Origin of the sequence: Martinezella rhizogenes (assembly GCF_027460065.1) — a bacterium.
GTDB lineage: Bacteria > Pseudomonadota > Alphaproteobacteria > Rhizobiales > Rhizobiaceae > Agrobacterium > Agrobacterium rhizogenes_C.
The window spans coordinates 134,816-151,235 of the sequence record NZ_JAPYZZ010000008.1; the positions used below are offsets into that span (position 1 = coordinate 134,816).

Sequence of the window (16,420 nt, forward strand, 5' to 3'; positions counted from 1 at the left end):
CGCTTTCGCGGCTCTTTTTTTGCCGGTCGCCGCAATTCGTAAAACTGTGGGTATTAACCCTTCTTTAATAATTGCCTTGCGCATTTCAGGTAAAGATACGATCCTGAAAACACTAAAGGCCGGAACAAAATATCCCGGTCGTCGTTGCCTGACAGTGTGGTGCGTGAGCAGGGATTTAAAGAAATGTCAGAACAGGTTTTAAATACCATAAGCTTTGCGGGTCGCGCGGCTGCTTCCAACCAGTTCAAGACCCTCTATACCGAAGGCATGACTTTGGTCGAGGAAACGGCAAGCTATCTCGATGGCGCCGGCCGCACGGCTTCCAAGGTTCTTCCGCGCATGGCGTCTGTCCTTTACGCAGCGGAATCGATGCGCCTCACCACCCGTCTGATGCAGATGGCCTCCTGGCTGCTTTTGCAGCGCGCCGTCAACAATGGCGAAATGACGCGCGACCAGGTTCTGAGCGAAAAGAACAAGGTGCGGCTCGACAGCTTCAATGTCGACCGCAACGCGCCCGGCTGGAACGACCTGCCGGAATCCTTCCGCGACCTTATCGAGCGGTCGCTGCGCCTCCAGAACCGTGTCGCCCTGCTCGACCGCGAAATCTATCGCCCGGCCGAAGCGACCAAGGTACCAGACAACGAAAACAGCGTGCAGGCGCAGCTCAACCTGCTGCGTACGGCTTTCTCGATCAACTGAGAAAAGACGACTCTATCCGGACAATTTGAAAAGCAGGCTCACCGGCCTGCTTTTTTGTTTTGGCCGTTACAGTCACAAATACCGCCGCGAAAAGCGGGCAACAAAAAAGCCCGGGAAAACCGGGCTTTTTTTAAACGATCCGTCCGCAAGAGATCAGAGGCCGAGGCCGCCGAAACGCTTGTTGAACTTGGAAACGCGACCACCACGGTCCATAAGCTGCTGGTTGCCGCCCGTCCATGCCGGATGGGACTTGGGGTCGATTTCAAGGTTCATGACTGCGCCTTCCGAACCCCAGGTAGAGCGGGTTTCGTATTCGGTGCCATCGGTCATGACGACCTTGATCGTGTGATAAGCGGGATGGATATCAGCCTTCATGACAATCTTCCTGGTTAAGTGACGTGCGGTCCATTTGCCGCAATTGCGTCAACTGAGCCATTTCAATAAATGAAGCCATAGACCAGATGGGCTATGGCTTCCCAATTCGATGCGGAGCCTATACATGAAGGTCGCCCAGATAACAAGAGCCTGCTATCCCCTTGTGAAAGGAGATGGCCGCAGAGGCTGGAATTTTACCGGATGCCGGAAATTCACCTGCAAAAGGCCCAAAAAAGGCACTGAACGAGGAGCATAGAGGACGTGGCAGACATTGACGAGCAGAAAGCGGCGAAACAGAGAAGCCTGAAGCCGCTTCTTGGCCTGTTTCCCTATCTAAGGCGCTATCGCGGCCTGATGGCGGCAGCCCTTTTTGCGCTTGTGCTTTCCTCCGCCACCACGCTCGCCCTGCCGCTTGCCGTCCGCCGCATCATTGATCACGGTTTCCAGACGCCGGATGGCGGCATGATCAACAGCTATTTCGCCATGCTTCTGGCGATTGCCGTTATCCTCGCGCTCGCTAGCGCCATGCGCTATTATTACGTGATGACCATCGGCGAGAGGGTCGTTGCCGATCTGCGCCGCGATGTCTTCGCCCACCTCACCACGCTGTCACAGCAGTTTTTCGATAGCAATCGCTCCGGCGAGCTCACTTCGCGGCTGACCGCCGATACGGTGCAGATTCGTTCCGCCTTCGGCTCCTCTGCGTCGGTCGCGCTGCGCAACATCATCATGTGCTGTGGCGCTGTTGCGATGATGATCTATACCAGCCCCGGGCTTTCCGGCCTTGCGCTGCTTGCCATTCCCTTCATCGTTTTTCCGCTGATCGCCTTCGGGCGATCCGTTCGCGCCCGCTCCCGCACCACGCAGGATACATTGGCCAATTCCGCCGCCTATGCATCCGAAACGATCGGGGCGAGCCGCACCGTACAGTCCTTCAATGCTGAGGCACTGGCGAATGCCCGTTACGGCGCCTCCGTGGAAGCCGCCTACCAAGGCGCGCGCGCGGCGATCGGCGCCCGTTCCATCCTGACCGCTGTCGCCATCGCTCTCGTCTTCGGCAGCGTTGTCGGCATTCTCTGGTATGGTGCACAAAACGTTTTGTCGGGCAGCATGACCGCGGGTACGCTTGGCCAGTTCGTGCTTTATTCCGTGATCGCAGCCAGCGGCCTCGGCCAGCTCTCGGAAGTCTGGGGCGAACTCGCCCAGGCAGGCGGCGCGGCAGAGAGGCTTTCCGAGCTGCTGAATGAACGCTCACCCGTTGCAGAGCCCGCAGCCCCCGTCGCCATGCCGCAACCGCCGCGGGGCGAGGCGGAATTCGACAATGTCGATTTCGTCTATCCGCTCGCGACAGGGCGGCCGATTGTCTCCGGCCTCTCCTTGAAGGTTGCCGCCGGCGAAACCGTCGCCATCGTCGGCCCTTCCGGTGCGGGCAAAAGCACGGTCTTTTCGCTGCTGATGCGGTTTTACGATCCGCAGCAGGGCCGTATCACCATCGATGGCGTGGATATCCGCAACGTCAGCCTCACTGATCTGCGTGCGCGGCTCTCCATTGTGCCGCAGGACGTCGCGATCTTCGCCTCCTCCATCCACGACAATATCGCCTTTGGCCGGCCCGAAGCGACACGCGAGGAGGTGCGCGCCGCCGCCATCGCCGCACAGGCGGACAGCTTCATCGAACGTCTCGGCGATGGTTACGATACGCAGGTAGGCGAGCGCGGTGTGACGCTGTCCGGCGGCCAGCGCCAACGCATCGCCATCGCCCGCGCCATTCTGCGTAACGCACCGATCCTGCTGCTCGACGAAGCAACCTCGGCGCTCGATGCGGAAAGCGAAACGCTGGTGCAGAAGGCGCTTGATGAGCTGATGAAGACCCGCACCACCATCGTCATCGCCCATCGCCTCGCGACCGTGCTGAAGGCCGACCGCATTCTGGTGATGGATGAAGGCCGTATCATCGAGGAAGGCACGCACCAGAGCCTCATTCGCCAGAACGGCCTCTATGCCCGCCTCGCCCGACTGCAATTCCAGACCGGACCGGACGAATTGCGCGCCCAGGCCTGATCTGGAGCATTTCCAGCGAAACTATGCTCGGTTTTGCGTCCGGAAATGCGCGAAAACAAAGGGTTAGAGCAATGGAGGTGAACCGGTTTTCACCGGAATTGCTCTAGACCAGCACCCTGCGTCCCGCAACGCGGCCCGAAAACAGACAGCCGCCAAGGAATGTGCCTTCCAGCGCGTTGTAACCATGCATGCCGCCGCCGCCGAAACCGGCCACCTCACCGGCGGCATGAAGCCCCGGCACCGGTTGACCCGCGGCATCCAGCACCCGCGCCTCAAGGTCGGTATGCAGGCCTCCGAGCGTCTTGCGCGTCAACACATGCAGGCGCACGGCAATCAACGGCCCCATCGCCGGATCAAGCAGTCGGTGCGGTTTTGCCGTCCGCATCAGCCGGTCCCCGAGATAACGGCGCGCGCCATGGATTGCCGTTATCTGCGCATCCTTGCTGAAGCCGTTTTTAATTTCGCGGTCACGCGCTTCTATCTGCCGGCGGATGTGATCGATGTTGAGCCGATCACCGCCGATGGCATTCATTCCCGCCACCAGCTCCTCCAGCGTGTCGCGAACGACAAAGTCTTCGCCCCGCTCCATGAAAGCCCGCACCGGCCCCGGTGGCTCCTTGCCCAGCCGCTTCAGCAACAACCGCAGATCCTTGCCCGTCAGATCAGGATTTTGCTCCGAGCCTGAAAGCGCGAATTCCTTCTTGATGATCGCTTTGGTCAGAATAAACCAGCTGTGGCCGCTGCCGCGCTCGCCCAGCATCTTCAGCGTGCCGAGCGTATCGAAACCCGGCATGGCGGGAGCATCCAGCCGGTTGCCATCGGCATCGCACCAGAAGGAGGACGGGCCGGGAAGAATACGGATACCGTGGTTCGGCCAGATCGGATCGTGATTCTTCACGCCCTCGGTATAGTGCCACATGCGGTCCCGATTGATGACGGCTCCACCCGCCACCTCGGTAATGCCGATCATGCGGCCATCCACATGCGCTGGCACGCCACAGACCATATTTTCCGGCGGCCTGCCCAGCCGCTCCATAGGCCAGTTGCGCCGCACCAGTTCCTGATTGCCGCCGATCCCGCCGGAACTGACGACGATCGCGGAAGCCGAAAGGGCAAAATCACCCTGCTCCTCCCGGCTGCTTGATTGCCCACGCAACACGGGATCCGCAGCAAGAATAGCGCCGGAAATGCCGGTTACCCTGCCATCGGTGATATCCAGACGGTCAACCCGGTAGCGAAACCGGAAGACGAGTCGGCCGCTTGCCGCCATGTCCTGCGCTTTCTTGACGAAAGGCGCCAGCACTCCGGGACCGGTGCCCCATGTGACATGAAAGCGTGGAACGGAATTGCCATGACCATCCGCCAAAGAGCCGCCGCGCTCAGCCCAGCCAACCACGGGAAACCAGCGCATGCCCATGCGGTGCAGCCATTCGCGTTTCTCGCCGGCGGCGAAATCGAGATAGGCCTCCGCCCAGCGGCGCGGCCAATGATCTTCGGGGCGATCGAAACCGGCCGACCCAAACCAGTCCTGCCGGGCAAGATCGAGACTGTCGCGCACCCTCATCCGGCGTTGTTCGGGACTATCGACAAAAAATAGCCCGCCCAGCGACCAGAAGGCCTGGCCGCCGAGATTTTGCTCTCCCTCCTGATCCACAACACAGACGCTGAGACCCCGCTCAGCCGCTTCGGTGGCCGCCACCAGCCCCGCAAGTCCCGCGCCGACGACAATCACATCATAGCGTTCCATCAGCCCCTCCCAGATATGACGGAATTACTTTTACGCGAACGTAAATTTACTTTCGTCAGAAGGCAACGGCCATGATGCAGGCCGCAATTCAGCGCTCGGTCAGCTTGAGTTCGATGCGGCGGTTCTGCTGGCGCGCTTCCGGTGAGTCACCTTCGGCAATCGGCTGATATTCGCCGAAACCGGCGGCAACCAGCCGGTTTGCCGGTACGCCCTTGGAAATCAGGAATTTCACCACCGATGTCGCACGGGCGGAGGAAAGCTCCCAATTGTCGCGGTAGCGGCCGGAACCGGTTAGCTGGACATTATCCGTATGGCCATCCACGCGCAGTACCCAGTTGATCTCAGCCGGAATCTCCTTGGCGAGATCGAGCAACGCGGTCGCCAGCTTCGCCATTTCCGCCTGCCCTTCCGGGTTGAGGTCGTTTCCGCCTGATGGAAACAGCACCTCCGACTGGAAGACGAAACGGTCACCGACGATGCGAATGTTTTCCCGGTCGGAGAGGATTTCCCGCAGCCGCCCGAAGAAGTCCGAGCGATAACGGTTCAGTTCCTGTACGCGCTGCGCCAGCGCGACATTAAGGCGACGGCCGAGATCGGCGATCTTGACCTGGGACGAGGTATCCTTGGCCTCCGATGCTTGCAGGGCGGCTTCGACGGACGCGATCTGCGCCCTCAGCGCCGCGATCTGCTGGTTCAGCAATTCGATCTGTGCGGAAGCGCGGGAATTGGCCTGTTTCTGGTTATCCAATTCGCCGGTCAGACTGCCGATCCGGGCATTAGCGCTGGCATTGTTGCCCGAACCCGCATCGAGAAGTGCCTGCAGGCGCGAACGCTCGTTTTCCGATGACGCAAGTGTGGATTGCAGGCTCGCCAGCGCGTCCTCGATATCCTGCTTGTTGCCTTTTTCCATCGCCAGAAGTTCGGTCAGCTCGGCAATCTGGCTGTTGAGACGGGTCAGCACCTCGTCCTTGCCGGTAATTTCCCGCGACAGCACGAATTGCGCCAGCACGAAAACCGTCAGCAGAAACATGATGGCCATGAGCAGCGTCGACAGCGCATCGACGAAACCCGGCCAATAATCCACACCCCTGTCGCGGCGGCGGTTGCGCGCAAGCGCCATGGCTACTCGCTCCCGTTGTCGTGCCGGGTACGTCCGGGGGATTTCGTGTCACCGTCGATCCGCGCCGAAAGCCGATCGAGCGTGCGGCGGAGCGACTTCGATTCTTCCTGCTGCGCCTCGATCCAGTCACGCAGCATCTGCTGTTCGCTGCGCATGTTCTTGACGAGGCCCTGAATGCCCTCGGCAAGGCTGGTCATGGCCGCCAGCGAACGTTCGGTGCTGACCATGGCTCCCGGCTCCGCGGCCTTGAACTCTCTCGGACCCTCCGCGGAGGTATCCGTTACCGATGACAGCCAATTTTCGAGCTGGGTGTAAAAACGGTTCTGCGCACGGCCGGCCTGAAGATCGAGGAAACCGAGAATCAGCGAACCGGAAAGACCAAGCAGCGAGGAGGAGAACGCCGTTCCCATGCCCGCCAGCGGCGCGGTGAGACCGGCCTTGAGCGAGCTCAGAATATCGTTGCTGTCGCCCGCGCTCGGATCGAGCGACTGGATGACATTGCTGATAGCACCGATGGTGCCAATCAGGCCCCAGAAGGTGCCGAGCAGGCCGAGAAACACCAGCAGACCAACGAGATAACGCGATGTGTCACGCGATTCATCAAGGCGCGTCGCGATGGAATCGAGGATTGTGCGCTGTGTGACGGTGGACAGCCGGACTTCGCCGCGCTTGCCGATCAGCGTGCTCATTGGCGCCAGCAGTTTTGGCGCGCGGCCGACCTTTTCGGCGCTGCCTGCGGCGCGGAAGGCGTTGAACCAGCGGACTTCCGAACGCAGGCTCATGGTCTGCGTGAAAACAAGGATAATGCCGATGGCCAGCACGCCGAGAATGAAGCCGTTGAGCCCCGGATTGGTCATAAAGGCGGTGTGCGCCTGCCGATAGAGAATGGCCGCCAGAAAGCCGACGAGGATCAGAAACAGAACCATCGTCCAGAGAAAGGGTGTGGGGCTGGACAGCTTGTGGCTGTATTGCCGCGTGGTCACCGGTTTCTCGACACCAAGATCGAGCAGCTCCGAATCCGCCATAACGTTCGCATTCCCTCTGGTCACGTATCAAGCGGAAGCTATTTGAAAATTGCGACGATTTGAAGCGAAAAGCCGGTCTTTCGTCACAGGCATTTTAGGAAAATGGATGAGTACCCGGCAACGGAAAACGAAAACGCCCGGCGAGTATTCGCCGGGCGTCCGAAACTTGCTGAAAACGGCAGGTTATCTACCGAAAATGCATCACCGACCCGGCACCGGGCGGTTGGCGACCTCGACAAGTGCCTTGTGGATATATTCGTTACCGGCAGCAACGCTGCCGCTGCCGAAGATATCCGCGCCGCCCTTGGCGTCGGACGCGAAGCCACCGGCTTCACGAATCAGCACCAGACCAGCCGCCATGTCCCATGGCGAAAGGTCGGCTTCCCAGAAACCGTCGAGACGACCGGCAGCAACATAAGCGAGGTCGAGAGCCGCCGCGCCCATACGGCGAATGCCTGCGGCCTCACCCATGACGTGGCGAAGCTCGACGAGGAATTTGCCGTGATTGCCACGGCCAAGATGCGGCACGCCGCAGCCGATGACGCAATCGGTCAGTGCCTTGCGGGCGGCAACGCGGATACGGCGATCGTTGAGAAACGCGCCGCCGCCGCGCTCGGCGGTGTAGAGTTCGTCGGTGGCCGGGTTGAAGATCACGCCGGCAACAACTTCGCCGTTCCGCTCCAGCGCGATGGAGACCGCGAAATGCGGAATGCCGTGCAGGAAGTTGGTGGTGCCATCAAGCGGATCGACGATCCAGCGATGCGCGCCATCGGTGCCTTTTTCCTCGCCGCCTTCCTCGCCCAGGAAGTCATAGGTCGGGCGGGCTTTCATCAGCTCCTCGCGCACGATCTTTTCGGCCTTGAGGTCTGCCTGGGAGACGAAGTCGCTCGGTCCCTTGACCGAAACCTGAAGGTTCTGCACTTCACCGAAGTCACGCGACAAAGACTTACCCGCCTTGATGGCGGCCTGAACCATGACATTGAGAAGGGCTGAACGGGCCATCGAATTTGTTTCCTGGAAATCTCGCGAACCGCCCGCAAGCTTGCCGGGCAGGAACGTCATTATTTTCTTGAATTGAAAGTTTGCGGTTCAAGACCACAAAACGCGCGGAAATTCAAGGCAAAAAGCCCGAATGAGAATGTCGGCGGCGAAGGAAAGGCGGCAGCATCACGTCGGGCGGAAACGATTTGCCGCTTCGATCGCCTTTTTCTGCTGCTCGTCGGTGATGCCGAGATAGAAGTCCTCCAGCCTCGGATCCTTCAGACCTGCGCGGCGGGAAAGCACATACCATTTGGCCGCCTCCACCGGATCCGGCCGAGTGCCGAGCGCCTGAACGTAAAGATGCGCCACCTTGTTCTGCGCCACGACATTGCCCCGTTGCGCCGCACCGTAAAGCCAGCGGAAACCCTCATCCAGATTACGCTCACCGCCGAAACCATTGACCAACCAGACGCCGAGATCGACCTGCGCCGTATCATAACCAGCCTTTGCCGCCCGCATCAGCCAGTCCCGCGCCTTGGCCTTTTTCTCGGTCGGCACATCCTTGACCGACCAGTAGATCTGCGACACCGCATATTGCGCGTCGGCAATGCCCTGCTCGGCGGATTTTTCGTAAAACGGCAGGGCCATCAGAAGTCCCTTGGCACCGGGATTTTCCGAAACCAGAATCTGGCCCCAGTTGAACTGGGCAGAGGCATTTCCGGCTTCTGCCGCACGCCTCATGAAATCGTCAGCCTTCGCCTTGTCGCGGGTGACGAACTTGCCTTCCATGAGGATCAGCGCGAATTTGAACATGGCGACGGGATCGCCACCTTCAGCCGCCTGCTGATACCAGAAAGCGGCAGTCTTTTCGTCGCGGGCGATACCGAGGCCACGCGACATCATTTCCGCCACCAGCGTCTGCGCGGATGCATCGCCGTTCTGTGCGCGGTTTAGCGCCTTGTCGAGCGCCTGCACATATTCACCGCGCTGGAAATGGCCGTAAGCTTCGTCCACCCGGCCCTTGAATTCCTTTTCCGGCGGTAGGGCCGGCAGATCCGCCCCCATGCGCTGATAGACGTTGACGCCGGAAGACGGCTCGAGATCCTTCTGTTCTTCCGATTGCACCCTGCCCTGGCGGGTAGGCTGGGCCTCATTTTCCAGTTGGCGGGACAGCGCATTGCTTTCGCTCTGCGGTCCCGATTGGGCAAAGGCGACACCCGCAGGCGCGCCGAAAGCGAGCGCCACCAGCGAAACGGAAAAGCAGAGAGGAACCGAGCGCATGAACATCGCCTGTATCAACCGCCAAACCGTGGCGCTTTTTCGTCAAGCAAAGCGTTGATTTCGGAAACGGCCTGGGCAGCACCGGACGCATTGTCGAAAACACCGCTGCGCATTGCCACAAACTCCACGCCGGTTTCGGAAACGGCAACCACCGACGACAGATCCGTGCCGCCCATGACGATGGCCGGGATTTCGATCATCGACGCCCACCACTCGCCGAGCGCGAGATTTTTGGGATGCGCCTCCGGCTTGATGTCGCCTTCCAGCTTTCCAAAGAAAACATAGTCCGGATTGGATTCGCCAACTTCCAGCGCCTTGTGGCGATCATCGGCATTGCCACCGCCAACGATCAGCTTCGGCGTGAAGTTTTCCACGGCCTCGGCAAGCGCCTCGGCATTGCCCCCCACATGCAGGCCATCGGCCTTCACGCGGCTAGCCGTGCGGCTGTCGCCCGCGATGAGGGCGGCCGCGCCCGCCGCCTGGACGATCGGCACAATCAATTCGGCCCATTTCTGGAAAGCGGCGTCATCCAGACCGTATTGCGGAATAATGACCGAAGCGACATCGCCGCCCCGTAATGCGTCTTCCACCTCTGTCACCTGCTTTTGCGCATCGTCCCTTTGCGGAACGATCAGGACAAGGCGGCAACGGTCTTCAACAATGCTCATCGTTTCGTCCATTTCAGGCAGAGGACGCTTATGGCGCGATCTGCACTCGTTTTCATATGACAAATCCGATAAACCGGACCGGCGAAAGGATCAACCATACATCCATGCTGACCGATTTTCATTTTTATCTCGTCGCCATCCCCGCAGTCGTGCTTGTCGGCCTTTCCAAGGGGGGGCTTGGCGGCGCGCTGGCGCTGATGGGTGTGCCGCTGATGGCGCTTGCCGTTTCGCCCGTGCAGGCGGCGGCGATCTTCCTGCCGATCCTGATCGTCATGGATATCGTGGCACTTTATGCCTGGCGGGGGCATAATCACCGGGAAACGCTGCTCATCATGCTGCCCGGCGCAATTGCCGGCATCGCGCTCGGCTGGGCGACATCAAGCCTCATTTCCGCAAACGCCATGCGACTTGTCGTCGCCTCGGTCACGATCCTGTTCGTGCTGCGTTATTTTTACGAGAGCTTCAAAAGCCGGAGGGGCCAGGAAATCCCGGCCAAACCGCAAAGACCCGCGGCCGCAACGCTATGGTCGAGCCTCTCGGGTTATGCAAGCTTCGTCGCCCATGCGGGCGGTCCGCCTTTCCAGATCTACGTTCTGCCGCTGAAGCTCGACCCAAAGACCTACACCGGCATGAGCGTGCGTTTCTTCGCCATCATGAATGCGATCAAGCTCATTCCCTACTTCGCGCTCGGCGCGCTTGACGCCGCCAATCTCAAGACATCGGCCAGCCTGCTGCCGGTCGCCATGCTGGCAACGCTCGCCGGCGCAAGGGTTGTGAAATATCTCAAACCGGCCGTGTTTTACCCGCTGATGTATGCCATGGCCCTGATTGCGGCGCTGAAGCTCCTGTGGGACGGGCTGCCGTTCTGAACCCGGCAATAAAAAGCTCCGGCAGCGCGTTTCGCCGCCGGAGCTTAAAAGGCTCAGATCGCCGGTCCTTCATTTGTCGAGGGCCGGCGATCTGGCATAAATTAATGTCTTGTCGAGGCCTTGAGCCTCTGCAGTTCATCCTTCAGGCGCAGTTTTCGACGTTTAAGGTCCGCGATCTCTCTATCGTCAGACGACGGGGAAGCAAGAATACTTTCGAGCTCCTCCTCCAGAGCACCGTGTTTCTTTTCGAGCGATGCAATATGAGCCTGAATGGTCATGCGGCACGTCCTTCCTTTTTGAACCTACCTCCAGCTCTCCATCGCTGGAGTTTCAGGTTTACGACGGCAATGTGACACGGATCGCGTCGCTTGTCGAAGGCGAAATGAAGGCAATAAGTGGGCAATTTGGTCGCAAGGGATAACTTCCCGTTACCGCGATTTGATGATAGAGGCTCGTGAACGATCACATACGCGCCGGAGCCGATCCGGCGGCATAAAATGGGGATGACGAGATGCCCGATCAGGACCAGGCGGACATCAGGCTCACGCTGGCGCGATTGCGCCAGGAGCATGAGGATTATGACGCGGCGATCAACGCAATGATCCAGACCAGCTGCGATGCGCTGAGAATACAGCGCATGAAAAAGAAGAAGCTGGCCGTCAAGGACAAGATGACCCAGATCGAGGATCAGGTCATTCCCGATATCATCGCCTGAGCCGGAGAGATTACGTGACAGCAGAAACGCCCCCCGTCGCCATCATCATGGGCAGCCAGTCCGACTGGGAAACCATGAAGAACGCCGCCGATACGCTGGACGCGCTCGACGTGGAATATGAGGCCCGCATCATTTCAGCCCACCGCACCCCGGACCGGCTTTATGACTTTGCCAACGGCGCAAAGGACGAGGGTTTCAAGGTCATCATCGCCGGTGCGGGCGGTGCCGCCCATCTGCCCGGCATGACGGCCGCCATGACGCCGCTTCCGGTCTTCGGGGTTCCGGTGCAGTCGAAGACCATGTCCGGTCAGGACAGCCTCTATTCCATCGTGCAGATGCCCGCCGGCATTCCCGTCGGCACGCTCGCTATCGGCAAGGCTGGCGCCATCAATGCTGCCCTTCTGGCCGCGGCGGTTCTGGCGCTCAGCGATGATGATCTGGCCGACCGGCTGGATGCCTGGCGTGCGCGCCAGTCGGCAGCCGTCGCGGAATATCCTATGGACAGCGCCCAGTGACGAACAACGTGATGGCAAAGACGAATAATCTGACCATCGGCATCATCGGCGGCGGGCAGCTCGGCCGCATGCTGGCCATGGCCGCAGCCCGGCTTAACCACCGCACCATCGTGCTGGAGCCGCATGCCGATTGTCCGGCCGCACAGGTTTGCAACGACCAGATCGTCGCGGAATATGACGACGAAAAGGCGCTTGCGGAACTCGCAAGCCGCTGCGATGTCGTCACCTACGAATTCGAAAACGTGCCTGTCGCGGCCGCCGAAAAACTCAGTGCCTCCGTGCCGGTCTACCCGCCGGCACAGGCGCTCAGCGCATCGCAAGACCGGTTGACGGAAAAACGCTTCCTCAATGGTTGCGGCATTCCGACCGCCGATTTTCGCGCCGTGGACAGCCAGGATGAGCTGGAAGCCGCCTTGACCGCTTTCGGCGGCAAGGGTGTGCTGAAAACCCGCCGCATGGGTTATGACGGCAAGGGCCAGCGTCTCTTCCGCGGCGGCGAAGACCTCACGGGCGCTTTTGCAGCGCTCGGCGGCGTGCCGCTGATCCTCGAAAGCTTCGTCGCCTTCGAGCGGGAAATCTCGATTATTGCCGCCCGTTTCCACGACGGTACCGTTACCTGTTACGATCCGGCCGAAAACGTCCATCTGAACGGCATTCTGCACACATCGACGGTGCCTGCGGCACTTTCGGATGCCGCGAGGGCTGTTGCTGTGCAATCGGCGGAAAAGCTGCTGGCTGCGCTCAACTATGTCGGGGTCATCGGCATCGAATTCTTCGTCCTGCCGGATGGTTCGCTGGTTGCCAATGAAATGGCGCCGCGTGTCCACAATACTGGCCACTGGACGGAAGCGGCCTGCGTGATCTCGCAGTTCGAGCAGCATATTAGGGCCGTGTCGGGCCTTGCCCCCGGCAGCACGGATCGCCATTCCGATTGTGTCATGACCAACCTGATCGGTGACGACATCAACGACGTGCCGGCATGGCTGTCGAAAAAAGACTGCCTCGTGCATCTCTATGGCAAGACAGAAGCCCGGCCAGGCCGCAAGATGGGCCATGTGACCGAGCTTCTGCACACAGGAAAAGCCTAGTCTTTTAAGGCAAAGGCGCGGCCAAGTGTTGACAGGCAGGGCTCAAACAGGTATCTGCCTGCCAACCGAAAAGAGCGCGCCCCGTTGCGCGCTTTTGATTGTTTGAATAGCACGGCAAAAGCCATGCAAAACTGCGGACCAGTAAAATGAAAATCAAGAATTCGCTTAAAGCGCTTAAGGCCCGTCATCGCGATAACCGCCTGGTTCGCCGCAAGGGCCGCGTCTACATCATCAACAAGCAGAATCCGCGTTTCAAGGCTCGTCAGGGCTGATTGATCGCGACTGCGGTTCGCGATTGAACTTGCGGATCACTTTGTTGACAGTGCAGAAGTTTGCATTTGATATTGGGCGCAGTCGGGTTAAGCTTTAACCTATGCGCCCAAATCGTTTTTGCACGACTATTCTTCTTGCTCAGGGCTTCCTGTTTGCAGGCCTCCTGATTCCGGGAATGGCCGCCCTTGGTCATGCGGCGGACGAACAGCAGCCTGCTGCGGCAGAAGCCGCGCCTTCCCCCGCCAAAACCATCGACACTCTTTTCGCATCGCTGAAAAAAGAGCGCAACGCGGTCAAGGCGCGCAGCATCGCCAACCAGATCGCCGCCGAATGGAATGATTCCGGCAGTGCGACCGTCAATCTCCTGATGCAATGGGCAGGTGAAGCGGCGGATGAAAAGCGTAACGCGGCCGCCTATGATTTTCTCGATCAGGTGATTTTGCTCGACCCGAGCTATGTGCAGGCCCCCTATCGCCGCGCCATGGTGCATTTCGCCGATGGCGATACTCGCAAGGCGATGGCGGACATCAACCTGACCCTGGAGAAGGAACCGCGCTATTTTCCGGCGCTCGCAAGCCTTGCCAACATCCTCGAAGCCTCAGACCGCGACGATCTGGCACTGAAGGCCTGGGAACAATATCTGGCGGTCTACCCCGCAGACAAGGACGCCCGCAAGGAAGCCGTCGACCTCTCGGAAAAGCTGGCGGGTACGCGCGGCTGACGTGAATACTTTAGCATTTTTATTGATTGGATTTATTGTTGACAAATGATCGCAAAATTCAAGCTGCTGAAAAAACTTTAAAATTTATTGGCGACAACCCTTGCTTCGATATTATTGAGTTTATTGACAGAATATCGATAAACGAGGACTGGGCTAAAATCGTCGTTGCGCACATCTATCTAGATCACATCGTTACTGAAATATTAAGGGAAAAACTCGAGAACCCCGGAAAGTATCCTGAGAGTAGGGGCTTTTCCGAGAAATTAGCGCTATGCAAAGCATTCGGTTATTTCAATGACGAATTTGGGAGTGTGCTCTCAGCTATAAACAATTCTCGTAATAAATTCGCACACAAACTTGTATTCATCGTCTCCGATCAAGAAAAACGCGATCTTTTTCGCACCCTTACGAAAGAACGTCCTATTTCGGACGTAACACAACCGGGCGGATTTGAGGAATTTCTTATAACAGTGGTTATGCTTGCTGAGGTGGCGCGAGCCGGAGAAAAGCGAAGAGCGGACCTATTAAAAGAATATAACTATGTGAGTGAAAAAATAATGGAAATACTTATCGCAAACAAAAATATGTTGGGCACTAAAAGTTAGCTGCAGGGCACATAAACAACATCACCCTGCAGCAATTTGAGAGCCAGTGACTATTCCATGCCAAGCGCGGCCATATAAGTCTGAAGAATCGTTTCTTCCTCGATGCGCTCATTGGCATCCTTCTTGCGCAGACGGATGATGGTGCGGATCGCCTTGGTGTCGTAACCACGACCCTTCGCCTCGCCCATGACATCCTTGATATCGCCCTGAATGGCAGCCTTTTCTTCTTCCAGACGTTCAATCCGTTCAATAATCTGGCGCAGTTCCGCGGCCGCGACGGTTTCGGTGGTGCTGGTTTCGTCCATTATATCATCCTTTATTGGCGGCCCGCATCTGAGCCCTTTCATTATATCCGGGCGAAGTCCTCGCCGGTCGCTGCCAGCGGGCAGCAAAATTCCGGCCTGTGAACTGCCCACTGAAAGGCGTCCCGTCAAGTCGTTTCCGTCGATCGGCGTCTATTCCTTGGGTCGGTTCTGCTCAAAGGCGGTTTTCTGGGCATCACTTGCCTCCGCCTGATATTTCTCTTTCCAATCCTCATACGGCATGCCGTAGACGATTTCCCGCGATTGATCCTTGCTGAGCGGAACCCCGGCTTCGTCGGCTGCCTCCCGATACCAGTTAGAAAGACAATTGCGGCAAAAGCCCGCGAGATTCATCAGGTCGATGTTCTGCACATCGTGGCGCTCTCGAAGATGCTGGACGAGGCGACGGAAGGCGGCCGCCTCGAACTCGATCTGACTGTTGTCGGTGTCATTCGTCATGGCAAAACTCCAGGCTCAATAGGGACCGGTGCGAGAGGCGAACAGCTGATATTCATGCAGGACGGGATCGTCATTCATTGCGGCGAAAATGGGAGCGAGCCGGTCCGACCATTCGGCGATCCCCTTCTCATCCGCGATCAGATCCTGCCGAACCTCCAGAAGCGCATGCGGTATGCCCTTCATCATGCAATGCCGATACATGGTGTCGCCCTTGAGGGCGCCGTCATAGGGTTCGTTGTCGCCAACCAGAATGTCGCCCGTGGCGCGCAGATGTGCCAGAAGCGGATCGACTGCGCGGTGATCGGTGTCCCACAGAACCGCCGCATGCCATGGCCGCGGCGTTTCCTTCCAGAACGGCGTATAAGAATGCAGCGACAGGACGAGCGGCGCTTCTTCCGATGCTTCGGCAACGCCGGTCAGCACACGGTCCACAGCATTGTGATAGGGCCGATGGAAAACCTCGATCCGCTTTTGCCATTCCTCTTCCGAAATCGGATGGTTGCCGGGGACAATCGCACCGTCCGAAATCTTCATGATGAGGGTCGGATCGTCCTCGCCGCGATTCGGATCGATCAGCAGCCGTGAGAACCGCCCGAGCACGGCCGGCACGCCAAGCCGCGCTGCAAGCGAGCGCGTCAGCCCTTCTATGCCGATATCAAATGCGATATGGCGGTGAAAAGCGGTTTGCGGAAGGCCAAGATTGCCGTAGTGTGCCGGCAGGAGGTTCATGGCATGGTCCGCCAGAAGAACCATGCCTTTGTCATAATCGCCTTCTATGATTTCATAGGGTATGAAGTCGTTCATCGATGATTTTCTGGGGCAGGATTAAGGAGAGAAACTTGATGGCATGGCTTGAGGCCGGGCGCAAGTTCAGGCGGAAGAACAGCCATCTACCTTATCGCACTCACGATCCCAC

General features: G+C 58.8%; 20 protein-coding genes. 9 read left to right on the plus strand and 11 right to left on the minus strand.

Features of this window, described 5'->3' with window-relative positions:
* Positions 1-183: 183 nt before the first annotated feature.
* On the plus strand, positions 184-699 hold the full coding sequence (gene rcdA / locus O8B93_RS15085) for a protease adaptor protein RcdA (RefSeq protein ID WP_006314720.1): 516 nt from the start codon (positions 184-186) through the stop codon (positions 697-699).
* A 153-nt stretch (positions 700-852) separates the two neighbouring features.
* Here the strand turns inward: rcdA and rpmE are convergent, their stop codons facing one another.
* Positions 853-1,074, minus strand: a complete 222-nt coding sequence (gene rpmE, locus O8B93_RS15090; protein WP_003506183.1) for a 50S ribosomal protein L31 — start codon at positions 1,072-1,074, stop codon at positions 853-855.
* A gap of 261 nt (positions 1,075-1,335) precedes the next feature.
* Here rpmE and O8B93_RS15095 point away from each other — a divergent pair, with 261 nt between their 5' ends.
* On the plus strand, positions 1,336-3,135 hold the full coding sequence (locus O8B93_RS15095; protein ID WP_269710752.1) for an ABC transporter transmembrane domain-containing protein: 1,800 nt from the start codon (positions 1,336-1,338) through the stop codon (positions 3,133-3,135).
* A gap of 103 nt (positions 3,136-3,238) precedes the next feature.
* Here the strand turns inward: O8B93_RS15095 and O8B93_RS15100 are convergent, their stop codons facing one another.
* The 6 genes from O8B93_RS15100 to O8B93_RS15125 form a co-directional block, all read right to left on the minus strand.
* Positions 3,239-4,882, minus strand: coding sequence for an FAD-binding dehydrogenase (locus O8B93_RS15100; protein ID WP_269710753.1), 1,644 nt, complete (start codon positions 4,880-4,882; stop codon positions 3,239-3,241).
* Positions 4,883-4,970: 88 nt separating this feature from the next.
* Entirely contained in the window at positions 4,971-6,002 is a 1,032-nt protein-coding gene (locus O8B93_RS15105) for a peptidoglycan -binding protein (RefSeq protein ID WP_269710754.1), read from the minus strand.
* Between the two features lie 2 nt (positions 6,003-6,004).
* Positions 6,005-7,027, minus strand: coding sequence for a flagellar motor protein MotA (locus O8B93_RS15110; RefSeq protein WP_269710755.1), 1,023 nt, complete (start codon positions 7,025-7,027; stop codon positions 6,005-6,007).
* A 201-nt stretch (positions 7,028-7,228) separates the two neighbouring features.
* Complete coding sequence (locus tag O8B93_RS15115) at positions 7,229-8,029, minus strand: inositol monophosphatase family protein (RefSeq protein ID WP_269710756.1); 801 nt, start codon at positions 8,027-8,029, stop codon at positions 7,229-7,231.
* Between the two features lie 165 nt (positions 8,030-8,194).
* A complete protein-coding gene (locus O8B93_RS15120) occupies positions 8,195-9,295 on the minus strand; it encodes a tetratricopeptide repeat protein (protein WP_269710757.1) in 1,101 nt (366 codons plus the stop codon).
* Positions 9,296-9,303: 8 nt separating this feature from the next.
* Complete coding sequence (locus O8B93_RS15125; RefSeq protein ID WP_269710758.1) at positions 9,304-9,957, minus strand: thiamine phosphate synthase; 654 nt, start codon at positions 9,955-9,957, stop codon at positions 9,304-9,306.
* A gap of 104 nt (positions 9,958-10,061) precedes the next feature.
* On the opposite strand from O8B93_RS15125, the gene O8B93_RS15130 reads away from it, so the two are divergent.
* Complete coding sequence (locus O8B93_RS15130) at positions 10,062-10,826, plus strand: sulfite exporter TauE/SafE family protein (RefSeq protein WP_269710759.1); 765 nt, start codon at positions 10,062-10,064, stop codon at positions 10,824-10,826.
* 101 nt (positions 10,827-10,927) lie between these two features.
* On the opposite strand, the gene O8B93_RS15135 is transcribed toward O8B93_RS15130, so the two are convergent.
* Positions 10,928-11,104 carry a YdcH family protein gene (locus O8B93_RS15135; RefSeq protein WP_003506164.1) on the minus strand — a complete coding sequence of 59 codons (177 nt, stop codon included), beginning with the start codon at positions 11,102-11,104 and terminating at the stop codon, positions 10,928-10,930.
* Between the two features lie 233 nt (positions 11,105-11,337).
* On the opposite strand from O8B93_RS15135, the gene O8B93_RS15140 reads away from it, so the two are divergent.
* From O8B93_RS15140 to O8B93_RS15165, 6 genes are all read left to right on the plus strand, one after another.
* Positions 11,338-11,541 carry a YdcH family protein gene (locus O8B93_RS15140; protein ID WP_006314698.1) on the plus strand — a complete coding sequence of 68 codons (204 nt, stop codon included), beginning with the start codon at positions 11,338-11,340 and terminating at the stop codon, positions 11,539-11,541.
* A 14-nt stretch (positions 11,542-11,555) separates the two neighbouring features.
* The gene (gene purE, locus O8B93_RS15145) at positions 11,556-12,056 is read left to right on the plus strand and encodes a 5-(carboxyamino)imidazole ribonucleotide mutase (RefSeq protein ID WP_269710760.1); all 501 of its coding nucleotides are present in this window, start codon (positions 11,556-11,558) and stop codon (positions 12,054-12,056) included.
* 11 nt (positions 12,057-12,067) lie between these two features.
* Positions 12,068-13,144 (plus strand): 5-(carboxyamino)imidazole ribonucleotide synthase, encoded by a 1,077-nt coding sequence (locus tag O8B93_RS15150; RefSeq protein WP_269710761.1) that lies wholly within the window; start codon positions 12,068-12,070, stop codon positions 13,142-13,144.
* A 146-nt stretch (positions 13,145-13,290) separates the two neighbouring features.
* Positions 13,291-13,416 carry a type B 50S ribosomal protein L36 gene (gene ykgO / locus O8B93_RS15155; protein WP_003497670.1) on the plus strand — a complete coding sequence of 42 codons (126 nt, stop codon included), beginning with the start codon at positions 13,291-13,293 and terminating at the stop codon, positions 13,414-13,416.
* Positions 13,417-13,517: 101 nt separating this feature from the next.
* Complete coding sequence (locus O8B93_RS15160) at positions 13,518-14,138, plus strand: tetratricopeptide repeat protein (RefSeq protein WP_269710762.1); 621 nt, start codon at positions 13,518-13,520, stop codon at positions 14,136-14,138.
* 38 nt (positions 14,139-14,176) lie between these two features.
* The gene (locus tag O8B93_RS15165; protein ID WP_269710763.1) at positions 14,177-14,743 is read left to right on the plus strand and encodes a hypothetical protein; all 567 of its coding nucleotides are present in this window, start codon (positions 14,177-14,179) and stop codon (positions 14,741-14,743) included.
* Positions 14,744-14,793: 50 nt separating this feature from the next.
* On the opposite strand, the gene O8B93_RS15170 is transcribed toward O8B93_RS15165, so the two are convergent.
* The 3 genes from O8B93_RS15170 to O8B93_RS15180 form a co-directional block, all read right to left on the minus strand.
* Positions 14,794-15,051 carry a DUF2312 domain-containing protein gene (locus O8B93_RS15170; protein ID WP_269710821.1) on the minus strand — a complete coding sequence of 86 codons (258 nt, stop codon included), beginning with the start codon at positions 15,049-15,051 and terminating at the stop codon, positions 14,794-14,796.
* A gap of 147 nt (positions 15,052-15,198) precedes the next feature.
* Complete coding sequence (locus tag O8B93_RS15175; RefSeq protein WP_269710764.1) at positions 15,199-15,504, minus strand: DUF1244 domain-containing protein; 306 nt, start codon at positions 15,502-15,504, stop codon at positions 15,199-15,201.
* A gap of 15 nt (positions 15,505-15,519) precedes the next feature.
* On the minus strand, positions 15,520-16,308 hold the full coding sequence (locus O8B93_RS15180) for an N-formylglutamate amidohydrolase (protein WP_269710765.1): 789 nt from the start codon (positions 16,306-16,308) through the stop codon (positions 15,520-15,522).
* Positions 16,309-16,420 lie beyond the last annotated feature (112 nt).

What these genes read in the sequence shown, in the direction of transcription:
- rcdA (WP_006314720.1), top strand. Translation starts at nt 184, where the DNA reads ATGTCAGAACAGGTTTTAAATACCATAAGCTTTGCGGGTCGCGCGGCT.
- rpmE (WP_003506183.1), bottom strand. Translation starts at nt 1,074, where the DNA reads ATGAAGGCTGATATCCATCCCGCTTATCACACGATCAAGGTCGTCATG.
- O8B93_RS15100 (WP_269710753.1), bottom strand. Translation starts at nt 4,882, where the DNA reads ATGGAACGCTATGATGTGATTGTCGTCGGCGCGGGACTTGCGGGGCTG.
- O8B93_RS15105 (WP_269710754.1), bottom strand. Translation starts at nt 6,002, where the DNA reads ATGGCGCTTGCGCGCAACCGCCGCCGCGACAGGGGTGTGGATTATTGG.
- O8B93_RS15110 (WP_269710755.1), bottom strand. Translation starts at nt 7,027, where the DNA reads ATGGCGGATTCGGAGCTGCTCGATCTTGGTGTCGAGAAACCGGTGACC.
- O8B93_RS15115 (WP_269710756.1), bottom strand. Translation starts at nt 8,029, where the DNA reads ATGGCCCGTTCAGCCCTTCTCAATGTCATGGTTCAGGCCGCCATCAAG.
- O8B93_RS15120 (WP_269710757.1), bottom strand. Translation starts at nt 9,295, where the DNA reads ATGTTCATGCGCTCGGTTCCTCTCTGCTTTTCCGTTTCGCTGGTGGCG.
- O8B93_RS15125 (WP_269710758.1), bottom strand. Translation starts at nt 9,957, where the DNA reads ATGAGCATTGTTGAAGACCGTTGCCGCCTTGTCCTGATCGTTCCGCAA.
- O8B93_RS15130 (WP_269710759.1), top strand. Translation starts at nt 10,062, where the DNA reads ATGCTGACCGATTTTCATTTTTATCTCGTCGCCATCCCCGCAGTCGTG.
- O8B93_RS15135 (WP_003506164.1), bottom strand. Translation starts at nt 11,104, where the DNA reads ATGACCATTCAGGCTCATATTGCATCGCTCGAAAAGAAACACGGTGCT.
- O8B93_RS15140 (WP_006314698.1), top strand. Translation starts at nt 11,338, where the DNA reads ATGCCCGATCAGGACCAGGCGGACATCAGGCTCACGCTGGCGCGATTG.
- O8B93_RS15150 (WP_269710761.1), top strand. Translation starts at nt 12,068, where the DNA reads ATGGCAAAGACGAATAATCTGACCATCGGCATCATCGGCGGCGGGCAG.
- ykgO (WP_003497670.1), top strand. Translation starts at nt 13,291, where the DNA reads ATGAAAATCAAGAATTCGCTTAAAGCGCTTAAGGCCCGTCATCGCGAT.
- O8B93_RS15160 (WP_269710762.1), top strand. Translation starts at nt 13,518, where the DNA reads ATGCGCCCAAATCGTTTTTGCACGACTATTCTTCTTGCTCAGGGCTTC.
- O8B93_RS15175 (WP_269710764.1), bottom strand. Translation starts at nt 15,504, where the DNA reads ATGACGAATGACACCGACAACAGTCAGATCGAGTTCGAGGCGGCCGCC.
- O8B93_RS15180 (WP_269710765.1), bottom strand. Translation starts at nt 16,308, where the DNA reads ATGAACGACTTCATACCCTATGAAATCATAGAAGGCGATTATGACAAA.